20 protein-coding genes are annotated in these 20,571 nt (G+C 43.2%); 19 read left to right on the top strand and 1 reads right to left on the bottom strand.

Going from position 1 to position 20,571, the window contains the following annotated elements; all coding sequences use genetic code 11:
• The 5 genes from C1A07_RS06520 to C1A07_RS06500 all read left to right on the top strand — a co-directional run bounded on the left by C1A07_RS06520 (position 1) and on the right by C1A07_RS06500 (position 4,117).
• Positions 1-426, top strand: coding sequence for a DUF2304 domain-containing protein (locus tag C1A07_RS06520; protein WP_242972270.1), 426 nt, complete (start codon positions 1-3; stop codon positions 424-426).
• On the top strand, positions 423-2,024 hold the full coding sequence (locus C1A07_RS06515) for a DUF2142 domain-containing protein (protein WP_101876397.1): 1,602 nt from the start codon (positions 423-425) through the stop codon (positions 2,022-2,024). The genes C1A07_RS06520 and C1A07_RS06515 overlap by 4 nt, the downstream gene beginning before the upstream one ends.
• Positions 2,025-2,088: 64 nt before the next feature.
• Complete coding sequence (rfbC, locus tag C1A07_RS06510) at positions 2,089-2,643, top strand: dTDP-4-dehydrorhamnose 3,5-epimerase (protein ID WP_101876396.1); 555 nt, start codon at positions 2,089-2,091, stop codon at positions 2,641-2,643.
• A 34-nt stretch (positions 2,644-2,677) separates the two neighbouring features.
• A complete protein-coding gene (locus C1A07_RS06505; RefSeq protein ID WP_101876395.1) occupies positions 2,678-3,490 on the top strand; it encodes an ABC transporter permease in 813 nt (270 codons plus the stop codon).
• Between the two features lie 39 nt (positions 3,491-3,529).
• A complete protein-coding gene (locus tag C1A07_RS06500) occupies positions 3,530-4,117 on the top strand; it encodes a M48 family metallopeptidase (protein ID WP_101876394.1) in 588 nt (195 codons plus the stop codon).
• Between the two features lie 109 nt (positions 4,118-4,226).
• Here C1A07_RS06500 and C1A07_RS06495 read toward each other — a convergent pair whose 3' ends face one another.
• Positions 4,227-4,691: a methylglyoxal synthase gene (locus tag C1A07_RS06495; RefSeq protein ID WP_101876393.1), complete on the bottom strand. Its 465-nt coding sequence runs from the start codon at positions 4,689-4,691 to the stop codon at positions 4,227-4,229.
• A gap of 230 nt (positions 4,692-4,921) precedes the next feature.
• On the opposite strand from C1A07_RS06495, the gene C1A07_RS06490 reads away from it, so the two are divergent.
• Genes C1A07_RS06490 through C1A07_RS06425 form a run of 14 tightly spaced genes read left to right on the top strand, consistent with a single transcriptional unit; the run spans position 4,922 to position 20,471 of the window.
• Positions 4,922-6,274, top strand: a complete 1,353-nt coding sequence (locus C1A07_RS06490) for an ABC transporter ATP-binding protein (RefSeq protein WP_101876392.1) — start codon at positions 4,922-4,924, stop codon at positions 6,272-6,274.
• Between the two features lie 13 nt (positions 6,275-6,287).
• The gene (locus C1A07_RS06485) at positions 6,288-7,058 is read left to right on the top strand and encodes a class I SAM-dependent methyltransferase (protein WP_242972269.1); all 771 of its coding nucleotides are present in this window, start codon (positions 6,288-6,290) and stop codon (positions 7,056-7,058) included.
• Positions 7,045-10,155 (top strand): glycosyltransferase, encoded by a 3,111-nt coding sequence (locus tag C1A07_RS06480; RefSeq protein WP_101876391.1) that lies wholly within the window; start codon positions 7,045-7,047, stop codon positions 10,153-10,155. The genes C1A07_RS06485 and C1A07_RS06480 overlap by 14 nt, the downstream gene beginning before the upstream one ends.
• Positions 10,152-11,249, top strand: coding sequence for an acyltransferase family protein (locus C1A07_RS06475; RefSeq protein WP_101876390.1), 1,098 nt, complete (start codon positions 10,152-10,154; stop codon positions 11,247-11,249). Before C1A07_RS06480 ends, C1A07_RS06475 begins: the two co-directional genes overlap by 4 nt.
• 44 nt (positions 11,250-11,293) lie before the next feature.
• Complete coding sequence (locus C1A07_RS06470) at positions 11,294-12,016, top strand: nucleotidyltransferase family protein (protein WP_101876389.1); 723 nt, start codon at positions 11,294-11,296, stop codon at positions 12,014-12,016.
• Positions 12,017-12,018: 2 nt separating this feature from the next.
• On the top strand, positions 12,019-12,606 hold the full coding sequence (locus tag C1A07_RS06465) for a D-glycero-alpha-D-manno-heptose-1,7-bisphosphate 7-phosphatase (protein ID WP_101876388.1): 588 nt from the start codon (positions 12,019-12,021) through the stop codon (positions 12,604-12,606).
• A 19-nt stretch (positions 12,607-12,625) separates the two neighbouring features.
• Positions 12,626-13,267 carry a D-sedoheptulose-7-phosphate isomerase gene (locus C1A07_RS06460; protein ID WP_101876387.1) on the top strand — a complete coding sequence of 214 codons (642 nt, stop codon included), beginning with the start codon at positions 12,626-12,628 and terminating at the stop codon, positions 13,265-13,267.
• 10 nt (positions 13,268-13,277) lie between these two features.
• Positions 13,278-14,060 carry a glycosyltransferase family 2 protein gene (locus C1A07_RS06455; protein ID WP_101876386.1) on the top strand — a complete coding sequence of 261 codons (783 nt, stop codon included), beginning with the start codon at positions 13,278-13,280 and terminating at the stop codon, positions 14,058-14,060.
• Complete coding sequence (locus C1A07_RS06450) at positions 14,053-15,432, top strand: hypothetical protein (RefSeq protein ID WP_101878062.1); 1,380 nt, start codon at positions 14,053-14,055, stop codon at positions 15,430-15,432. Before C1A07_RS06455 ends, C1A07_RS06450 begins: the two co-directional genes overlap by 8 nt.
• A gap of 25 nt (positions 15,433-15,457) precedes the next feature.
• Entirely contained in the window at positions 15,458-16,234 is a 777-nt protein-coding gene (rfbF, locus tag C1A07_RS06445; RefSeq protein WP_101878061.1) for a glucose-1-phosphate cytidylyltransferase, read from the top strand.
• A gap of 17 nt (positions 16,235-16,251) precedes the next feature.
• On the top strand, positions 16,252-17,310 hold the full coding sequence (gene rfbG, locus C1A07_RS06440) for a CDP-glucose 4,6-dehydratase (RefSeq protein WP_101876385.1): 1,059 nt from the start codon (positions 16,252-16,254) through the stop codon (positions 17,308-17,310).
• Between the two features lie 15 nt (positions 17,311-17,325).
• On the top strand, positions 17,326-18,666 hold the full coding sequence (gene rfbH, locus C1A07_RS06435; protein WP_101876384.1) for a lipopolysaccharide biosynthesis protein RfbH: 1,341 nt from the start codon (positions 17,326-17,328) through the stop codon (positions 18,664-18,666).
• A gap of 17 nt (positions 18,667-18,683) precedes the next feature.
• Positions 18,684-19,526, top strand: a complete 843-nt coding sequence (locus tag C1A07_RS06430; RefSeq protein ID WP_101876383.1) for a LicD family protein — start codon at positions 18,684-18,686, stop codon at positions 19,524-19,526.
• Between the two features lie 6 nt (positions 19,527-19,532).
• Positions 19,533-20,471 (top strand): glycosyltransferase family 2 protein, encoded by a 939-nt coding sequence (locus C1A07_RS06425; RefSeq protein ID WP_101876382.1) that lies wholly within the window; start codon positions 19,533-19,535, stop codon positions 20,469-20,471.
• The last annotated feature ends 100 nt before the right edge of the window (positions 20,472-20,571 follow it).

Raw genomic sequence — 20,571 nt, 5'->3', positions numbered from 1 at the left:
ATGGGATTACAGATTCCTGTGATGCTTCGCATCGTATTAATTTTAGCTTCTCTGGGCACCGGGATGCTGATGATTCACAAAATTCGCCAGTCTAAGGTACAGATTGAGGACTCTCTGTTTTGGGTGTTTATGTCAGCCATACTGATGATTTTCAGCCTGTTTCCAGGCATTGCTTTGTGGCTGTCTAATTTGGTGGGAACTTACTCCACCTCCAACTTTATATTCCTCTTTGTGATTTTCCTGTTGCTGGTAAAAGTATTTTCCATGACTATCAGGATTTCTCTGCTGGAGGCAAAGCTAAGAGAATTGGTGCAGAGAGTGGCTCTAGACCAGGAAAGGTCAGAAAGCAAATCCGGGGATGAAAAAAAGTCTTGTGGGGAAAAAAATAAGGAAGCGGCAGAGAAAAAAGAGGAGATCAGGAAATGAAACTGGGGGAGATAGAAGGAAAGAAAATTCTTTGGGCTCTGGGGACAGGGGCAGTGCTTTTGCTGGCTCTGTGGCATTACCAGGGGGTAAAAGCCGGGGCCCTGGAAAGCCAGGACGGATTTTTAACGTGGTGGTACGGGATTCTGGCTGTGTTAGGTTTGGCCGCAGTTTTTGCTTTAGGGTGGCTGCTTTTAGGGAAGGCAAAATTTAAAATAGAAACCATATTTGCAGCTGCCTGCCTTCTGCTGGGGCTGATATATTGTTTTGTGCTGCCGCCTTTATCAGCCCCTGATGAAATCCGCCATTATATTTCAGCTTACAAAATTTCCAGCACTATGTTAGGGCAGCCTTCCACAGATGAAAATGGAAGGGTGTATATAAGAAGCCAGGATTTATTTATAGAAAACTCTGGGGGAAGCCAGGATGGGGCTGAAACAGGACAGGGCCTGGGATTATTTTTGGAGGAAAAAACCTACAGGGAAATTGAAAAAAGAGGTTTAAAAGGAACGGGGGATAACCAGACGGTGCTTTCAGGGCAGACAGCTGTGGCCACCACCCCTCTTGCATATGTGGCCCCTGGCGCCGGTATTGCCTTAGGCCGTCTCCTTAATTTAGGAGGCCTGGGCCTTTTATATTTAGGCCGTCTGTTTAACCTTTTAATGTTTACTGCAGTGATGTGGCTGGCTGTAAAAAGGATGCCGTTTGGAAAGGAAATTCTGTGCGCAGTAGGCCTTCTGCCTATGACTCTCCACCTGGCCGCGTCATTTTCCTATGATGCTATGATTATATGTATAAGCATTTACTTTGCGGCTATTTGTCTGGATTTGGCTTACAGCGGGAAAAATGTAAGAATCAGGGATGTGGTTTTGCTGGCTGCAGTCATGGGAATTGTAGGTCCCTGCAAAATGGTTTACGCTGTCTGTATGGGATTCTGTCTGCTGATTCCGGTGAGAAAATTTGGAGGCTTAAAGCAGTGGGCGGCTGCGGCTGCGGCAGTGCTTTTCGTGTATGGGGCGGCTATGGTTTTAATTAACCTTCAGACAATCCAGGTGTATACAGGAGGCACGGAAAATTATATTGGATGGGCCGAGGAACCTGGATTTACCTTCAGCGGCCTTCTTCACAGCCCGGGAAAACTGATTGAAATGTTTTACAACACCTTGGTGTGGCAGCTGCAGTATTATCATTTAACAATGTTTGGGGCGTATTTGGGAAATATAGATCAGGTTTTAGACGTGCCCTATTTTATTATTTTGTTCCTGACATTTGCCCTGGTCGTGATGGCGTTAAAAAAGCCTGGGGATGAAACAATTTATATCAAGGGATGGAAAAGGGCGTGGATCTGGTTTTTATTTCTGGCCTGCGCAGGCGCAACTATGTTTTCCATGCTGGTGGCCTGGACTCCCGCCAGCTCCAGGGTGATTTTAGGCGTTCAGGGAAGGTATTTTCTGCCTCTTCTGCCTATATTTCTTCTCACATTTAAAAATGAGTGGCTGGTGCTGAAAAAAAACTATGACAGGCAGCTTTTGTTTCTCATAATCTGCAGCGACGTGTACGCCGCAGTAAGATTGTTCAGTATTGTCAGTATGAGAATCTAGTGGTATAGTAGGAATGCCGGCGGTTTCCTCCGGCAAAAGGTAAAATAAAAAAGGAGATTTCACAATGGGAAAGATAAAGGTAACTCGATGTAATATTAAAGGATTGTATGTAATCGAGCCTACAGTATTTAAGGATGAAAGAGGCTATTTTATGGAAACATATAATCAAAACGACTTTCAGGAGGCAGGGCTTGACATGGTGTTTGTTCAGGATAACCAGTCTATGTCAGTAAAGGGCGTGCTGAGAGGACTTCACTATCAGAAGCAGTTTCCCCAGGGAAAGCTGGTTCGGGTTGTGAGAGGAGAGGTTTTTGACGTGGCTGTAGATTTAAGAGCTGACTCAGAAACATATGGAAAATGGTTTGGAGTTGTGTTGTCAGCAGAAAATAAAAAGCAGTTTTACATTCCAGAAGGGTTTGCCCACGGATTTCTTGTATTATCTGAGGAGGCGGAATTTGCATACAAATGCACTGACTTCTACCATCCCGGAGACGAGGGAGGAATGGCCTATAATGATCCGGAAATTGGAATTCAGTGGCCTATAGAACCTGGAATGGAGCTGATTATTTCTGAAAAAGATCAGAAATGGGGAGGCTTTAAAGAAACCTTCCAGTTTTAGGACAAAATACATCCAGAGAAAGGAATTTAATTCAATGAGATATGTGCTTTCTCTGCTAAAAGAGATTGTAAATAAACGGAAGCTGATTTGGGATCTGTCAAAGGCTGATTTTAGAAAAAGATTTGTAGGTTCCTATTTTGGCGTAGTGTGGATGTTTGTTCAGCCGGTGGTGACAGTGCTGATTTACTTCTTTATTTTCCAGGTGGGATTTAAAAGTGTGCCGCCTGTGCCGGGAGTGCCTTATGTGCTGTGGCTGGTGCCGGGAATCGTGCCCTGGTTTTTTTACAGCGAGGTGTTGAATACAGTTACCGGGTGTCTTCAGGAATATCACTACCTGGTAAAAAAAGTAGTGTTTCAGGTGGAGATTCTGCCGGTTATTAAACTGATTTCCTGTCTTATGGTCCACGGCTTTTTTATTTTAATTATGCTGGCAATGACCTTGTGCTACGGTCAGGCTCCTAAGATTACATGGCTCCAGATTTTTTATTATAGCTTTGCCGCCGCAGTTTTAGCTCTTGGAATCGGATATTTTACCTGCGCTGTAAACGTATTTTTTAAAGACATGGCTCAAATTGTAAGTATTTGCCTTCAGTTTGGCATGTGGCTGGTGCCTATTATGTACCAGGAAGAAATGTTTACGGACAAGGCTCCCTGGGTGCTGACTGTATTTAAGCTGAATCCTTTTTATTATATTGTGGCAGGCTACAGAGGCAGTATTCTGGAAGGAAACTGGTTCTGGGAAAGGCCCACTTTGACCTTGTACTTCTGGGCGTTTACAGCAGTAATGTTTTTAGCAGGCTTAAAGGTATTTAAAAAACTTAGACCACATTTTTCAGATGTATTATAGCCACTAGTGTACAGGGAGCAATGAGAAAAGAGGAATTTAATGCTCAGGGAAATTTTACTTCAAGGCGAAAAAATCTGTATTCCTGTGGAAGTGATTTACTCCTCCAGAAGAACTATGGGGCTGGAGGTAACGGCAGAGGCTAAGGTAAAGGCGAGAGTGCCTAAAAGAACCCCGGATTATAAGGTAAAAGAATTTGTGGGAATAAAAAGCCCCTGGATATTGGAGAAGTATATGTTTTTCCAGGAAAAGAAAAAGAGAATGGAGCAGATTCCGCCTAAGGATTATGAAGTACAGCCTGAATTGGAACAGATGTACAGAAAAATGGCAGGGGAGCAATTAAGGCGGCGGACAGCTTATTTTGCAAAGGCAATGGGAGTAACATACGGTCGCATCACAGTGAAAGCCGCCAAAAGCAGGTGGGGCAGCTGCAGCTCTCTGGGAAATTTAAACTTTCACTGGAAGCTGGCCCTAATGCCTGAGGAAGTGTTAGACTATGTGGTGGTTCACGAACTGGCTCACAGAAAGCATATGAACCACTCCCCACTTTTCTGGAAAGAGGTGGAGCAGATTCTGCCTGATTATAAAGTCAGAAGAAAGTGGTTAAGAGACCACGGGGGAGAGGTGTAGGCTTTTTACGAAAAATGAAACATAATAACATAACAGCCCTGTGAAGAATACAAATAAATCCTTCTCAGGGCTGCTGAAATTTCCGGCCATATAAATCACTTTTAAGGTTTTACAAAGTGTTGGCCCGCTCCTTAATATTCTGGTGAAAGTTAATAATCCTGTGCTCATACTCAGAATCCATAAACTTAGAGGTAATCATAAAGTCCGCTGTAGCTTTGTTGTTGGCAATTGGGATATCGTATACCTGGGCGATGCGCAGCAGGGCTTTTACGTCAGGGTCATGGGGCTGAGCTGTGAGAGGATCAGAAAAGAAAATCACAAAATCTATTCTCCCCTCTACAATCTTTGCGCCGATCTGCTGATCTCCACCTAAAGGTCCGCTGTTGTAACCTTTTACAGGAAGTCCTGTGTACTCTGTAATCATACGGGCTGTGGTACCTGTTCCACAGAGAAAATGTCCCTTCAGAATTTCTTTATTTGCTTCGCACCACTGAATCAGCTCATGCTTTTTACTGTCATGGGCAATTAATGCTATATTTTTCTGTTTGACGATTGTCATTGTTAAAAAATCCATATTATCCCTCCTTTTCTGGATTTGCCCTGATTAAACCATAGAAGAATTGCCTTGTCAACAAGAAACTTTAAAATTTACAATAAATTCACATTTTTTAAGGAATTTTCAGCCAATATTATAGCTCTGTAAAAAAAGAACCTCTATAAAAAAAAGAAAAGGTATGGTATAATGTCCACGCAGGCCATAAGCCATATAAATTCAGGTTTATGAACCACCGACGGAGGAATCCAATGAATAAAACAAACAGCGATTATGCTATTGAGGTCAGAAATGTGACGAAAATTTATAAATTATATGATAAGCCTATTGACCGTTTAAAGGAATCTTTAAGTCCGGTGCATAAGAATTATCACAGGGACTTTTATGCGTTAAACGGAATTTCCTTTCATGTGAAAAAAGGGGAATCAGTAGGGATTATAGGCACTAACGGTTCCGGAAAGTCCACAATTTTAAAGATTATTACAGGAGTCCTTACTCCTACTTCCGGGGAGGCTAAGGTAGACGGAGTGATTTCTGCCCTGCTGGAATTAGGGGCAGGCTTTAATATGGATTATACGGGAATTGAAAATATATATATGAACGGCACTATGATGGGGTTTTCCAGGAAGGAAATGGAGGGAAAGCTTCAGGATATTCTGGATTTTGCAGATATTGGGGATTTTGTGTACCAGCCTGTAAAAACCTATTCCAGCGGTATGTTTGTCCGTCTGGCATTTGCCCTGGCTATTAATGTAGAGCCGGAAATATTAATTGTGGACGAGGCTCTTTCTGTAGGCGATGTTTTCTTCCAGTCTAAATGTTACCGCAGAATGGAGGAAATCAGAAAAAACGGCACCACGATTTTAATGGTAACTCACGATATGGGCAGTATTATTAAATATTGCGATAAGGCTGTTCTGCTGAATAAGGGCGAGTTTGTGGCAGAAGGCGCTCCGGGAAGAATTGTGGATTTATACAAAAAGATTTTGGCAGGGAGAATGGATTCTCTGGAGGAAGATCTGGCAAAGATGAATGATTTTTCCGGGGAGGATGCCTTGGAGGAAGAAAATCTTTTGGAAAATAAGAATTTCCAGGCTGAAGCAGGAAAGCATCAGGGACTGATGAAGGACAAGATTACTATTAATGCCAATCGCACTGAATATGGGGACGGCCGGGCGGAGATTGTAGACTTAGGTCTGGTGGACGCCAAAGGCAGCCTGACAAATCTGCTTTTAAAAGGGGAAATGTTTACAATAAAAGAAAAAATTCAGTTTCACGCTGATATACAGGCCCCTATTTTTACCTATACTATAAAAGATAAGAAGGGAACCGACTTATCCGGCACCAACACTATGTTTGAGGGCACAGATATTAAGCCGGTAAAGGCAGGAGATATTTATGAGGTTTCCTTTACGCAGAAGATGACCCTTCAGGGAGGAGAATATTTGCTTTCCATGAGCTGCACCGGCTTTGAAAATGGAGAGCACGTAGTATATCACCGCCTGTACGACGTGGCCAATATTACAGTTATTTCTAATAAAAATACAGTAGGAGTTTACGACATGGAATCCCAGGTGGAGGCCGTGCTTACGCCTAATAAATAATGAGGTATACGCAATGGAAAACAGGGCAAAGGAATTGATTAAGCTGCTGGAACAGTACGAGGGCAACATAGAAAAGCTGCTTTCAGAGGAAAAAAATCTGGAGTATTTATATGCATTGTCAAAGGCCAGGGAAAATCTTCTGGAGTGGTATCCCTTTGATAAGGAAAAGAATCTGCTTCAGGTAGGTTCTGACTGTGGAGCTTTAACTGGATTATTTGCCAGAAGGCTGGCTAAAGTTTACGTTTTGGACAGAGACGAAAATGACTTGGCTGTAAACGAAAAAAGGTGGTCCGGGCAGGGCAATATTTCTTATTATCTGGGAGACCTGGAAAATTCTGCTTTAGAGAAAGAAGGCCCGTTTCATTACATTGTATTTCCAGGCACATTGACTGATAAGGCTTCCAGGGAACTGGAAACAGCCAAATCCCTTCTGGCGCCTGGAGGAGTATTAATGGCGGCGGCAGATAATCCCTCTGGTTTAAAGCACTGGGCGGGAGCGCCCAGAGAACAGTTTTCTATTGGGAGAAAGCGGCTGAAAAAGTTAATGGGGCCGGAGGCTGTGTGCTATTATCCATTTCCGGACTATAAATTGCCTGTGGAGATTTATTCGGAAAATTATCTGCCGGAAAAGGGAGATTTATCAGGCACTGTTATTTCCTACGATTATCCGGAATTTTTAAAGGCGGACATTGGGGCTTCCTACGACATGATTTGTGAGGAGGGCCAGTTTGAAGAATTTGCAAATTCTTTTTTAATGATATGGAGAAAAAATGGAACAGATTAAGTTTGTAAAATACAACAGGACAAGAAAAGAAGAATTTCAGATTAAGACAGTGATTTTGGAAGAAAACGGCGTTACCTGGGTGGAGAAGCAGGCTCTTACAGAAAAGGGAAGGGCTCATATCTGCTCTTTTTTGGATAAATATGAAGGTCTTGGAAAACAGCATTGTTTTTTAAAGGCGGCAAAGCCGGAGGTGTCTGCAGACGGTTTTAAAGTGCGTTTTCCATATTTAGAGGGAAAGACTTTAGCAGAACAGCTGGGCCATGAAATCACAGAGGGCAGGGCTCCTGTGGCGGCGTTAGAGTCAGCAATAGAAAAAATATGCAGTGTAAAGGAAGGCTGCCTGATTCCCTTTACTCCTACAAAACAATTTGGCAAGGTGTTTGGAGAATTTGTCCGTATAGAAGACAATTCTATGACTGTGACAAACATAGACGCCCTTTTGGAAAACATACTGGATACAGAAGACGGTTGGTATGGAATTGATTATGAGTGGGTTTATGATTTTCCGGTGCCTCTGTCCTTTGTCCGTTATAGAATTTTGTTTTATTTTTACAGAAAATATTACAGCTTAATGGAATACGCCAATTTGGAAGAATATTTCCAGGAATTTGGCGTTTCAGAAAAACAGTGCAAAGTCTTTGCTGAAATGGAAGAAAGGTTTCAGCACTATGTGCACGGAGAAAACCAGGAAACATATCTTTTAAATTACAGAAAAACCTACAGGCCTGTGGAAGATCTGGTAGGGGTGGAAGAGGAAATGAAGGAAGCCAGAGAACAGCTTTCTCATATGAAAGAGCTGGAGTATGAGCTGGAGAACAGGGATACAGAGCTGAGCAAGCTAAAAGAAATTCAGCGCCTGACTCAAAATCACGTGACAAATCTGGAAATCATTATCAGTGATTTAAGAAGAGAAAACGGGGAGCTGGCTCAGACTGTTCAGGTGCTGAACCGCCACATTTCCCTGCCCTACAGAGTGAGAAGAAAACTGGGGGCAGTGTATAACCGCTTCTTTCCAAAGGGCACAAGAAAAAGAAAAATCATGTCCTACGGAAAAAATACTTTGGTTCACCCAGGCCAATATTTAAAGCTGTATTTTACAGAAGAAGGCAGAAATAAAATAGACGGTGATTTTAAAATCGGAGATGACTACAGAATATACGGCAAAGTACGTCTTCCCAGAGCAGAGGCGCCTTTAGTATCTATAGTGATACCTGTTTACAACCAGATCCACTATACTTATGCCTGCCTCAGGTCTATTGAGGAGCACACAAAGGATATAAGTTATGAAGTAATTATTGCAGACGACGTATCTACAGACGCCACTAAGGATTTGAATAAATATGTGGAAAATGCAGTAATTATGAGAAATCAGACAAATCAGGGATTTTTAAGAAACTGTAATCAGGCCGCCAAGGCTGCCAGAGGCAAGTATATTATGTTTCTTAACAATGACACTCAGGTGACAGAAAATTGGCTGTCCTCTTTAGTATCCTTAATTGAGTCAGATTCATCTATTGGAATGGTGGGCTCCAAGCTGGTTTATCCCGACGGCCGTCTTCAGGAGGCCGGCGGCATTATATGGAGCGACGGCTCAGGGTGGAATTACGGACGGCTGGACGACCCGGATAAGCCGGAATATAATTATGTAAAAGACGTGGACTATATTTCAGGAGCAGCTATTTTGCTGCCGTTAAAGCTGTGGAATGAAATCGGAGGCTTTGACCAAAGATTTGCTCCGGCTTACTGCGAAGACTCAGACCTGGCTTTTGAGGTGAGAAAAGCAGGGTACAGAGTTGTTTACCAGCCTCTTTCAAAGGTGATTCACTTTGAGGGAGTCTCCAACGGCACTGATGTAAACGGAACAGGGTTAAAGCGGTATCAGGTGGAGAACAGCAGGAAGCTGCAGGAAAAGTGGGCGGAAGAATTTAAGAAACAGTGTGTAAACAATGGAAATCCCAACCCGATTAGAGCCAGAGAAAGAAGTATGGGCAAGGAAATTATACTGGTGGTGGATCATTATGTGCCTACCTTTGACCGGGACGCAGGTTCTAAGACCACATATCAGTATTTGAAAATGTTCCTGAAAAAAGGTTATGTAGTAAAGTTTTTAGGAGATAATTTCCTTCACCAGGAGCCGTATTCTACAGCGCTTCAGCAAATGGGAATTGAAATACTTTACGGACCGGAATTCCAGTCTAAAATTTGGGACTGGCTGAAGGAGAACGGCAGTGAAATCGGGTACGCCTATTTAAATAGGCCTCACATTGCCAGCAAATACATTGATTTTATAAAAAAATATACAGATATAAAGGTAATTTATTATGGCCATGACCTTCATTTCCTAAGGGAGGGAAGGGAATATGCGCTGACTGGGGATGAGGAAAAGAAGAAAGCCTCTGACTATTGGCGTTCTGTAGAGCTGTCTCTTATGAAAAAGGCAGATATTTCCTACTATCCCTCATATATTGAGCGGGAGGCCATTCACGACATAGATTCCAGAATTAAGGTAAAGGATATTACGGCCTATGTATATGAGGAATTTCTGGAAAATATAAATCAGGATTTTGAAAAGAGGGAAGGGCTGCTGTTTGTAGGCGGGTTTTCCCATCCTCCAAATGCGGACGCAGTATTGTGGTTTGCCAAAGAAATTTATCCGGAGATCAGAAGGAAAACAGGAGCGCCGTTTTACATTGTAGGCTCTAAGGTAACAGAGGAGATTAAAGCTTTGGAGCAGCCGGAAAACGGCATTATAGTAAAAGGCTTTGTAAGTGAAGAGGAGCTGGCCAGACTGTACAGTGAGTGCCGGATTGTAGTAGTGCCTTTGCGCTACGGCGCGGGAGTAAAGGGAAAGGTTGTAGAGGCTATTTACAACGGAGCTCCTATTATTACTACCTCTGTGGGAGCAGAGGGAATTCCTGATGTAGAAACAGTGCTTTTGGTGGAGGATGACAAGCAGCTGTTTGCTGAAAAAGCGGCGGATCTTTATAAGAATCCAGAAGAATGCCTGAGACTGTGTCTGGCCACTCAGGAATATATTAAAAAGTATTTTAGTATAGACGGAGCCTGGAGCAGGATAGAAGAGGACTTTAAACGATGAAACAGGAAAGAAAGCTTTATTTAGACATTGCAAAGGGAATAGGGATTCTTTTAATTGTTCTGGGACATCAGAACTACTTTTCATATGATGGAAGGCTGTGCACATTGGTGTACAGCTTTCATCTGCCCTTATTTATTTTATTAGGCGGATACTGGATTGACGGGAAAAAGGATGGAACGGCCGGAGAATTTGCTGTGAAAAAATTTGACAGGCTGGTACGTCCTTATTTTCTTTTTGCCATTGTATCCCTTCTCCTTTCCTGGCCTGAGGGGTACACCCCCCTTCACATTGGCATAGCCAAAATATTTCAAGGAAATATTGCCGGAAGCGACAGCGTCAATACGCCGTTGTGGTTTATGCCTATGTTCTTTTTGGCCAATTTGGCATTTTACGGCATTCACAGAATTTCTCTGGCCGCTGAAAAAAAGGCGGGAAAAAAGGTTTTTGGGCTGGAGGAAATTCTTTGTCTGGCAGCGGCAGTACTGGGCTTTTGGCTGTTAAAGCATGTAAAGCGGCTGCCCTGGAGTATAGAACTGGCTCTTATTTCCCAGATATTTTTTCTGGCCGGCGCCTATTTTAGAAGGGCGGAGCTTTGGCTGCAGATGCAGGACAAAAAAAAGGCCTTTGCCTTTCAGGCAGGAGGAGCCTTGGCTGCGGCTTTGATATGGCTGTTGGGCGTTTTAAAAAACGGCCGTGTAGATATGAACGCGGCAGTATTTGGAAATGTTTTTCTATTTTACTTAACAGCTCTGGCAGGTATTTATCTTACCTTTATAGTCAGCCGGATTTTAACTAAAGCGCCTGTTATAAAAGGTTTTTTGGCCTTGTGCGGCCGGTGCAGCCTGTACATTATGGGATACCATATATATGCCCCTATTGTTATGAATATTGTGGTGATTGAATATATGCCTTTATTGATCAGGGAAAACTATATTCAGAAAAATATTATAGGCATTGGATATCAGGTTTTGGGAGCTGTTTTAGTGGGGATTTTTCTGGCTGCTCTCCACAGCGGCGGCAGAATATTGTCAGGCGGCAGAAAAACAGCTGAAAAATGTAATGGAAACCAGGTAGAAACTTTGAAAGAAAAATGATAAAATATTTTTTGTATTTTTAAAAAGAAGGGACTTATATACTTATGCAGGCAATATTACTGGCAGGCGGGCTGGGAACGCGGCTGAGAAGCGTAGTAAGCGACAGGCCTAAGCCTATGGCGCTTATAGAAGATAAACCTTTTATGGAGTATGTAATTAAAGAGCTTTCTGAAAACGGAATTCAGGATATTATTTTTGCCGTAGGCTATAAAGGGTCTATGGTGGAGGAATATTTTGGGGACGGAAAGGACTTTGGAATTTGCGTATCCTACGCTTATGAGGAAACTCTTTTAGGCACTGCAGGAGCCATTAAAAATGCAGGGCGGTTTGTGACCGAGGAGCAGGTTTTCGTTTTAAATGCCGATACCTTTTACCGTTTAGATTACAGCCGCTTAAAGAAAATTGCAGAAGAAAAAAGTTTGGATATGGCTTTAGTTTTACGGCAGGTTCCTGACATTTCCAGATATGGAAAGGCAGTTCTTACAGATCATATGCTTACAGGGTTTAATGAAAAGTCAGAGATAAAAGAGCCGGGCACAATTAACGGCGGAGTTTATTTAATGAAAACAAAGCTTTTAGAAGAGATTCCAGAAGGGCAGGTGTCCTTAGAAAACCAGATGATTCCTAAATGGCTGAAGGAAGAGAAGCGCTTAGGAGGCTTTGTGAATGAAGGATATTTTATTGACATCGGCGTTCCGGAGGATTATTTTAAATTTATTCAGGATGTGAAATCAGGCGTGATTACGTGGCGGGGAGATCAAAGCTGAAAATGGATAAAGTAGTATTTTTAGACAGGGACGGCACCTTAAATAAAGAAGTTAATTACCTTTATAAGCCGGAGGACATGGAGCTTTTTTCAGATGTGCCGGAATCAATAAAAAGGCTGAACCAGGCAGGATATAAGGTGGTAGTAATCACCAACCAGGCAGGAGTGGCCAGAGGTTATTATACGGAGGAGGACGTAAATCGTCTTCACCAGTATATGAACCAGGTTTTAAGCCTTTCCGGGGCGCATATTGACAAGTTTTATTACTGTCCTCATCACCCTCACCACGGAATTGGAAAATATAAAACAGAGTGCAGCTGCCGCAAGCCGGGAACCGGCATGTTTCAAATGGCGGAGCAGGAGTTTTCTATAGACAAAAAAGCTTCCTATATGATAGGGGACAAGCTGATCGACGTGGAGGCGGGAAACAAATATGGAGTGCCGGGTATCCTTATAGGCACCGGCTATGGAAAAGAGTTTCACAGCCAGGTGAAGGCAGGAAAGGCAGAAAAAATATATTGCTTTTATGCATCTACTATGAAGGAGGCTGTGGATTTTATTTTATCACAGGAAAGCGCTCCTATGATATAAATTACAGAAAGGAAATCACATGAAGGAAAGGCAGATTTTAAATGAACTGACAGAAAGATATCCTGTGTTAAAGCAGGTGGAGGAGGATATTTGGAATTTATATCAGCTGGCGGCAGACTGCTATGAGCAGGGTGGGAAGCTGCTGATTGCAGGAAACGGCGGCAGCTGCGCAGACTCGGAGCATATTGTAGGGGAGCTGATGAAAGGTTTTTTAAAGAAAAGAAGAGTTTCACCGGAGTTTGAGGCCAGGCTGAAAGAAGCAGATCCTGAAAAGGCAGATGAGTTAGCGGCAAAGCTTCAGGGATGTCTGCCTGCGATTTCTTTAGTGGGACACCCGGCTTTAACGTCGGCGTATTTAAATGATGTGGACGGAGATTTGGCGGTGGCCCAGCAGACATATGGATACGGAAAAGAGGGGGATGTATTTTTAGGGATTTCCACCTCGGGAAACGCTAAAAATATTTCTTATGCTGTGGCTGTAGCCAAGGCCAAGGGGATGAAAATTGCAGCTCTTACAGGAAAGGACGGAGGTCTTTTAGGAAAGGCTGCAGACGTTGCGGTAATAGTTCCTGAGCCGGAGACTTATAAAATCCAGGAGCTTCATCTTCCTATTTACCACGCCTTTTGCCTTATGTTGGAGGAGCATTTTTTTGCTTTGTAGGAGAAAAGAAATGACAAAACACACATTTGCTATCTGTGCTTATGGAGATTCCCCTTATTTAGAGGCTTGTATGAAATCCCTGGTAAGCCAGAGTGTAAAAACCAATATTATTTTATGTACGTCAACCCCCAGCCAGTATATTGAAAAGCTGGCTGCTCAATATAAAATCCCGGTTTATGTGCGCCAGGGAGAAAGCGATATTCAGGATGATTGGAATTTTGCATATGATAAGGCGGACAGCCCTTTGGTGACAATCGCTCATCAGGACGATATGTACGGGAAAGATTATGTAAAAACTCTTTTAAAATACTACGGCAAATATCCGGACATGACCTTGTTTACTACAGACTATGTGACTGTAAAGGAAAGGGATTTAAAAGGGAAAAAGCTGGTGGAGTGGGTGAAGGTAATTCTCAGGCTGCCATTAAGGAATCCTAAGTGGAATCATTTCACCTGGGTAAAAAAAGCGGCTCTTATGTTTGGAAATTCTATATGCTGCCCTGCCTGCACTTACCAGAAAAAGATTTTAGGGGACCATTTATTTCAGTCTGAATTCCGCTATACCTTAGATTGGGATACTCTGCTTTCCCTGGCTGAAAGAAGGGGACGTTTTATATGTGTAGAGCGGCCTTTGATTTATTACCGGGTTCACAGCGGAGCCACCACTAAAAAGTGGATACAGAATAATAAAAGAAGTGAAGAGGAGCTGGCTATGTTTGCTAAGTTCTGGCCAAAGCCGGCAGTGCAGGCACTGGAATATTTTTACAAGAAAGCGTATGGAGCTTATGAATAAAAAAAGTATTAAGGAAAATTGGATATATTACGCCCTGCCTCTGGCAGGATTTCTATTTGTATTTTGGTATGTAAGGGCCGCGGCCTGCGATATGCCCTACTCAGACTATATTAGACAGATTATTTCCTACCTGCCTGATGTGTGGAACCCTGAAAAGTTTTTTGTGGCAGATATTCTTACCAGAATTCCCGTAAACTTTCCAGTGAGAGCTTTTAATGTGGAGGTACTGGGATTTTCTGTATTGTTTGACTTAATGCTGGGGGCTGCCGGCCTGGGTCTGGCAGGTGTTTTCTTAGGGGGGTATTCCAGGAGAAGAAAGCTGCATACAGGATGGTTTTTATGGCTGATGCTTTTGTTTTTCAGCTTAAATAAGTGGGAGATGCTGACAAACGGAACCGGCTGGGTGCATTTTCTGGCCTTTGCCTGCTTTTACTACCACTATATTGTATTTGACCGCATGGAAAGCGGGGAGGGGAAAAAAGGAGATCATATCCGCATGATGGCGCTGCCGTTTTTTATTACTCTTTGTGTGGCAGGGCCTTACTGCGCAGTATACACAGGCACCCTTCTCCTGGCTTTTGGCTTTTGCGGAGCCAGAAAAAGGATTTTGACAAAAAAATGGGATAAACGTTATGGACAATATGCAGTCTGTACCTTAATTCCGCTGTTTTTATACATGTGGAGCAGCTCCTTTGCCGTGACAGAACACGCAGGCGCTTATGACGGGCCTGTGCAGCCTGTGCTTTTAGAGCAGCCTATGCTGTTTGTAAAATTTTTTATCAAGTCCTTTGCAGGTATGGCGGTGGGACAGGAGGCATTTGAGGAGCTGGTGAATAAAGGCCTGATTCCCTACGCCTGCGTGTACGGATTGGGGCTGCTTGTAATGATGGCTTATGCAGTGGGCTTGTGGCTGAATTTCCGCTATGAATTGTATAAAGAAACCATTCTTCCCCTGATGCTGATTATGGCAGGGGGAATGAACCACGTGCTGATTTTAATGTCCCGGTGGATATTCCTTAGAGACAGCTACGGCATGAGCTCCCGCTACGCCCTTCAGTTTCAGGTGGGTATATTGGGAATCCTGCTGACGGCAGGACTTTTGTGGGACAGGCTAAAGGGAAAATGGATAAGAATTGCAGCTGCCGCCTGGTGCGTGATTATGCTGGCAGGAAATTTTTATACTACAGAAAGAGAAATCAGAATCGCCCACAACAGGAAGGAGTGGGGGATGACTGTGGAGGAAATGGCCAGGGATTACAACAGCTATGATGATGATGAACTGAAAACATGGTTCCAATATAAAGATCCGGAGAGAATCCGCAGGGCTTTAAAAATCCTGGAGGATAATCATTTAAATGTATTCAGAAACTGACAGAAGAGGGAAAGGGGAATATAAAATGAAAGTAGTAATACTGGCAGGAGGCCTGGGAACTAGAATCAGCGAGGAAAGCCATTTAAAACCAAAGCCTATGATTGAGATAGGGGAGAAACCGATTCTCTGGCATATTATGAAATATTACTCCCAATTTGGGTTCCATGACTTTGTCATTTGTCTGGGATACAAACAGTACGTAGTAAAAGAATTTTTTGCAGATTACTTCCTTCACACCTCAGATGTAACCTTTGATTTAGCCAATAATCAGATGGAGGTGCACAATAATTATGCGGAGCCGTGGAAAGTAACTTTGGTGGATACAGGGCTGCTTACTATGACTGGAGGAAGAGTAAAAAGGATTCAGCCCTTTATTGGAGACCAGCCGTTTATGCTTACTTACGGGGACGGGGTTTGCAATGTAGATTTAAAGAAGCTGTTGGACTTCCACAAAAGCCACGGGAAAATAGCTACAATTACAACTGTTAATTTAAGCCAGCTAAAGGGAGTGCTGGAAATCGGAGACAATAATACGATTACTTCTTTCCGGGAAAAGGAAGAGGGAGACGGAAGCCTGATTAACGGCGGCTTTATGGTGCTTCAGCCTGAAATCTTTCATTATTTAAAGGACGATAGCACTGTTTTTGAGCAGGAGCCAATGAAACGTCTGGCAGAAGAGGGGCAGTTAAAGTCCTTTTACCACGACGGCTTCTGGCAGTGTATGGACACTCAGAGAGAAATGAAAAAGCTGGAGGAACTGTGGCAGTCTGGAAAGGCGCCGTGGAAAATCTGGGATAAGTAGAGAAAGGCAGATAATCTATGAATTTAACAGAGCTGGAGAAATTTTATAAAGGTAAATCCGTTCTTGTAACAGGCCATACAGGCTTTAAGGGTTCCTGGCTGATTCGCATTTTAACGCTTTCTGGGGCAAAGGTAACAGGCTACAGCTTAAATCCACCTACAGATCCGTCCTTATTTCAGATTGCAGGGCTGGAGAAAACTGTAAACAGCGTAATAGGAGATATTAGAGATTTAGAGGGACTGAAAAAAGTATTTCATCAGGCAAAGCCTGAAATAGTGTTTCACCTGGCAGCCCAGCCTATTGTAAGAGATTCTTACAAAAATCCGGCGTACACATATGAGACAAATGTTATGGGTACGGTGAATATTTTAGAGTGCGTCCGCACTGCGGACAGCGTAAAATCATTTTTAAATGTAACAACAGATAAGGTATATGAAAACAAGGAGTGGGAGTACGGCTACAGGGAAAATGATCCCTTAGACGGCTATGACCCATACTCTAACAGCAAGTCCTGTTCAGAGCTTATTACTCACAGCTACCAGAAATCCTTTTTTGCAGACGGCGGCTGCGCCATCTCCACTTCCAGGGCGGGAAATGTAATCGGCGGCGGAGATTTTGCCAATGACAGAATTATTCCGGACTGTATTAGAGCGGCCTCCCGGGGCAAAGATATTATTGTGAGAAATCCGTTTTCCACCAGACCTTACCAGCATGTGCTGGAGCCTTTAGCCATGTATTTAACAATAGCTATGAAGCAGTATGAGGACAAAGCTTATGAGGGCTATTACAATGTAGGCCCTGACGACAGGGACTGTATTACTACAGGGCAGCTGGTGGATCTTTTCTGCAGTCAGTGGGGGGAGAACGCTAAGTGGATCAACCAGTATGACGGAGGGCCCCACGAGGCGAATTTCCTGAAGCTGGATTGCTCCAAGGTGAAAAAGGTGTTTGGCTGGCAGCCTAGATACCATGTAAAAGAGGCTGTGGAAAAAACAGTTCAGTGGTCTAAATCATGGCTGGCAGGGGAAGATATGCTGGCGGTGACAGACAGACAAATCAGAGAATTTTTCTCATAGAAAAGGAGGAAAAACATGTTTGACAATATGACAGAGCAGGAGGCCAGACAGCAGATTTTAGAAATGGTTTCCCAGTACTGCGACACATACCACAACAAGAAAAAGGAGTTCCGGCCGGGAGACAGAATTTCCTATGCTTCCCGCGTATATGACCATGAGGAGATGGTAAATCTGGTGGACAGCTCCTTAGAATTCTGGCTGACCTCAGGCAGATATACAGATGAATTTGAAAAAGGTCTTTCAGAGTACCTGGGAGTGAAATACTGCGCCCTTGTTAATTCCGGCTCCTCAGCCAATCTGGTGGCCTTTATGACCTTGACCTCTCCTCTTTTAGGGGACAGACAGGTAAAAAGAGGGGACGAGATTATTACAGTGGCAGCCGGTTTCCCTACAACAGTTACTCCGGTGATTCAGTACGGGGCAGTGCCTGTATTTGTGGACGTAACGATTCCTCAGTACAATATTGACGTGACAAAGCTGGAGGAAGCATATTCTCTTAAGACAAAGGCAGTAATGATCGCCCACACCTTAGGAAATCCATTTGATTTAAAGGCAGTGAAGGAATTTTGCCGTAAACATAATTTATGGCTGGTGGAGGACAACTGCGACGCCTTGGGAAGCCGCTATACCATAGACGGAAATACTAAGTTTACAGGCACCATAGGCGATATAGGCACCTCCAGCTTTTATCCGCCTCACCACATGACAATGGGAGAGGGAGGAGCCGTTTATACAGACAATCCTCTGTTAAATAAAATTATCCGCTCCTTCAGAGACTGGGGCAGAGACTGCGTTTGTCCTTCTGGACGGGATAACCTTTGCGGCCACAGATTTGACAGACAGTACGGGGAGCTGCCTTTAGGATATGACCACAAATATGTGTACTCTCATTTTGGCTATAATTTAAAGGCTACTGATATGCAGGCTGCAGTAGGCTGCGCTCAGTTAAAGAAATTCCCTTCCTTTGTAGAAAGAAGAAAGCATAATTTTGCACGTCTGAAGGCAGGACTGGCAGGAACAGAAGAAAAGCTGATTTTGCCGGAGGCCTGTGAGAATTCAGACCCCAGCTGGTTTGGATTTTTAATTACCTGTAAGGAGGGCACAGACAGAAATAAAGCGGTTCAGTATATAGAAGAAAACGGAATTCAGACCCGTATGCTGTTTGCAGGAAATCTGACAAAGCATCCTTGCTTTGACCAGATGAGGGGAAGTAAGGAAGGATACAGAATCTGCGGAGACCTGAAAAATACAGACAGAATTATGAAAGATACTTTTTGGGTTGGGGTGTACCCTGGGATGACAGATGAGATGATTGATTATATGGCGGAAACCATTAAGAAGGCAGTGCTTATTTAAGGAGACGAGGTTATAAAATGGAAGAAAGTCACGGACTGGAAAAAGTACACCAGGCAAACCTGAAAATATTAAAAGAGGTAGACCGGATCTGCCGGAAATATAAAATCAAATATTTAATGGACGCCGGCACTCTTTTAGGAGCAGTAAGACATAAGGGATTTATTCCCTGGGATGATGATGTGGACATTGCCTTTACCAGGTCAAATTATAAGGCTTTTATGAAAGTGGTGAAAAGAGAGCTGCCGGATACTATGGAGCTGATGGATTATAAGGCATTTCACCGGGGAAAAGGGTTTTATGATTTTACCCCCAGAATTCTTTACCTGCCCAGCAAAAAGCATGAGGACGGGCCGGAAATGGAATATTACGACAACAAGCTGACCCATTTGTGGGTGGATATATTTATATTGGACGAGCTGCCGGACAGAGACTGGGAGGCGGGAATAGTCAGATTCCTCCACAAGGCCATATACGGTATGGCAATGGGCCACAGATACCATTTAGATATGTCCCGCTATCGCGGGGCTGAAAAGCTTATGATCAGCTGCCTTTCTTTTGTGGGAAAGGCGGTGCCTATGAAGTGGCTGAACAAATTTCAGGAAAAGCTGGCGGTTATGTGGGACGGAAAGAAGTGCCGCCGTTTCTATTACAGCAATTACCAGCCTGATTTTTTATATGTAACTGTGGACAGAGAAAGCGTATGCAAATGTACGCTGCTGGAATTTGAAGGCGGATATTACATGGCGCCTGTAGGTTATCATCAGGTGTTAAAGGAGCTTTATGGAGATTATATGAAGCTGCCTCCAGAGGAAAAAAGAGTGCCTTCCCACTCCAGTATGCAGATTAAAATTTACGAGTAACAGCCTATGGGGAAAAAAGTTTCAGTAGTAGTGTCAGTGTACAATGAGGAACAGGCTCTGCCGGAATTTTACAGGGAGGCTGTAAAGGTTCTCAGAGAAATTACATGGGAATATGAGCTGCTTTTTGTCAACGATGGAAGTCAGGATGAAAGTCTTCAGGTTATGAAGGATCTGGCGGCAGAAGATAGTCAGGTGAAAATCATTTCCTTTTCCAGAAATTTTGGGCATGAGGCCGCCATGATTGCAGGGATTGATTACAGCAGCGGGGATGCAGTTATATGCATGGATGCAGATCTGCAGCATCCCCCGGAATGTATTCCGGAAATTTTAGAGCTAATGGACAATGGAACTGACATTGTAAATATGGTGAGAACGAAGAACCAATCTGCAGGGCTGTTGAAAAATATTACTTCAGCCGGCTTTTACTGGTTTATTAATAAAGTGTCAGATGTGAATTTTGAGGCCAACGCCTCTGACTTCTTTGCAGTAAATCACAAAGTAGCCCGGGTATTAAAGGAGAATTACAGGGAAAAGGTGCGCTTTCTCAGAGGTTATGTACAGAATTTGGGATTTCGCGTACACAATCTGAATTATGAGGCCGGAGCCAGGGTGGCGGGACAAAGTAAATACAGTTTAAAAAAGCTGTTTTATTTTGCAGTAAATACAATCCTGTGCTTTTCTAATATGCCTTTAAAGCTGGGAATCTATGCAGGCTTAGGCTCAGGGGCCTTAGGAATCCTGATGATGATTTATACAATTTTCACGTGGGTGCGCGTAGGAGCGCCCTCAGGGTATGCCACTATAGTAGTGCTGATATGCTTTATGTTCTCCGTGTTGTTTTTAATAGTAGGGATTATAGGAGAATATATTGGAATTCTATTCAGCGAGTTAAAGGATCGTCCGATCTACATTGTGGATGAGACAGAAAATATTGACAGAAGATAATATCCAAAATGAGACTATGCATTTTTATCTCTGGGTCGATATATCGACCTGATTTGGTTTCTTTTTCTACTAAACTATATGGTAGAAAGGGAGAGATAAA

The organism is Lachnoclostridium edouardi (assembly GCF_900240245.1).
Classification (GTDB): domain Bacteria; phylum Bacillota; class Clostridia; order Lachnospirales; family Lachnospiraceae; genus Lachnoclostridium_A; species Lachnoclostridium_A edouardi.
The sequence above is the reverse complement of the archived record's forward strand: the minus strand, read 5'-3'. Positions and strand labels throughout refer to the sequence as shown.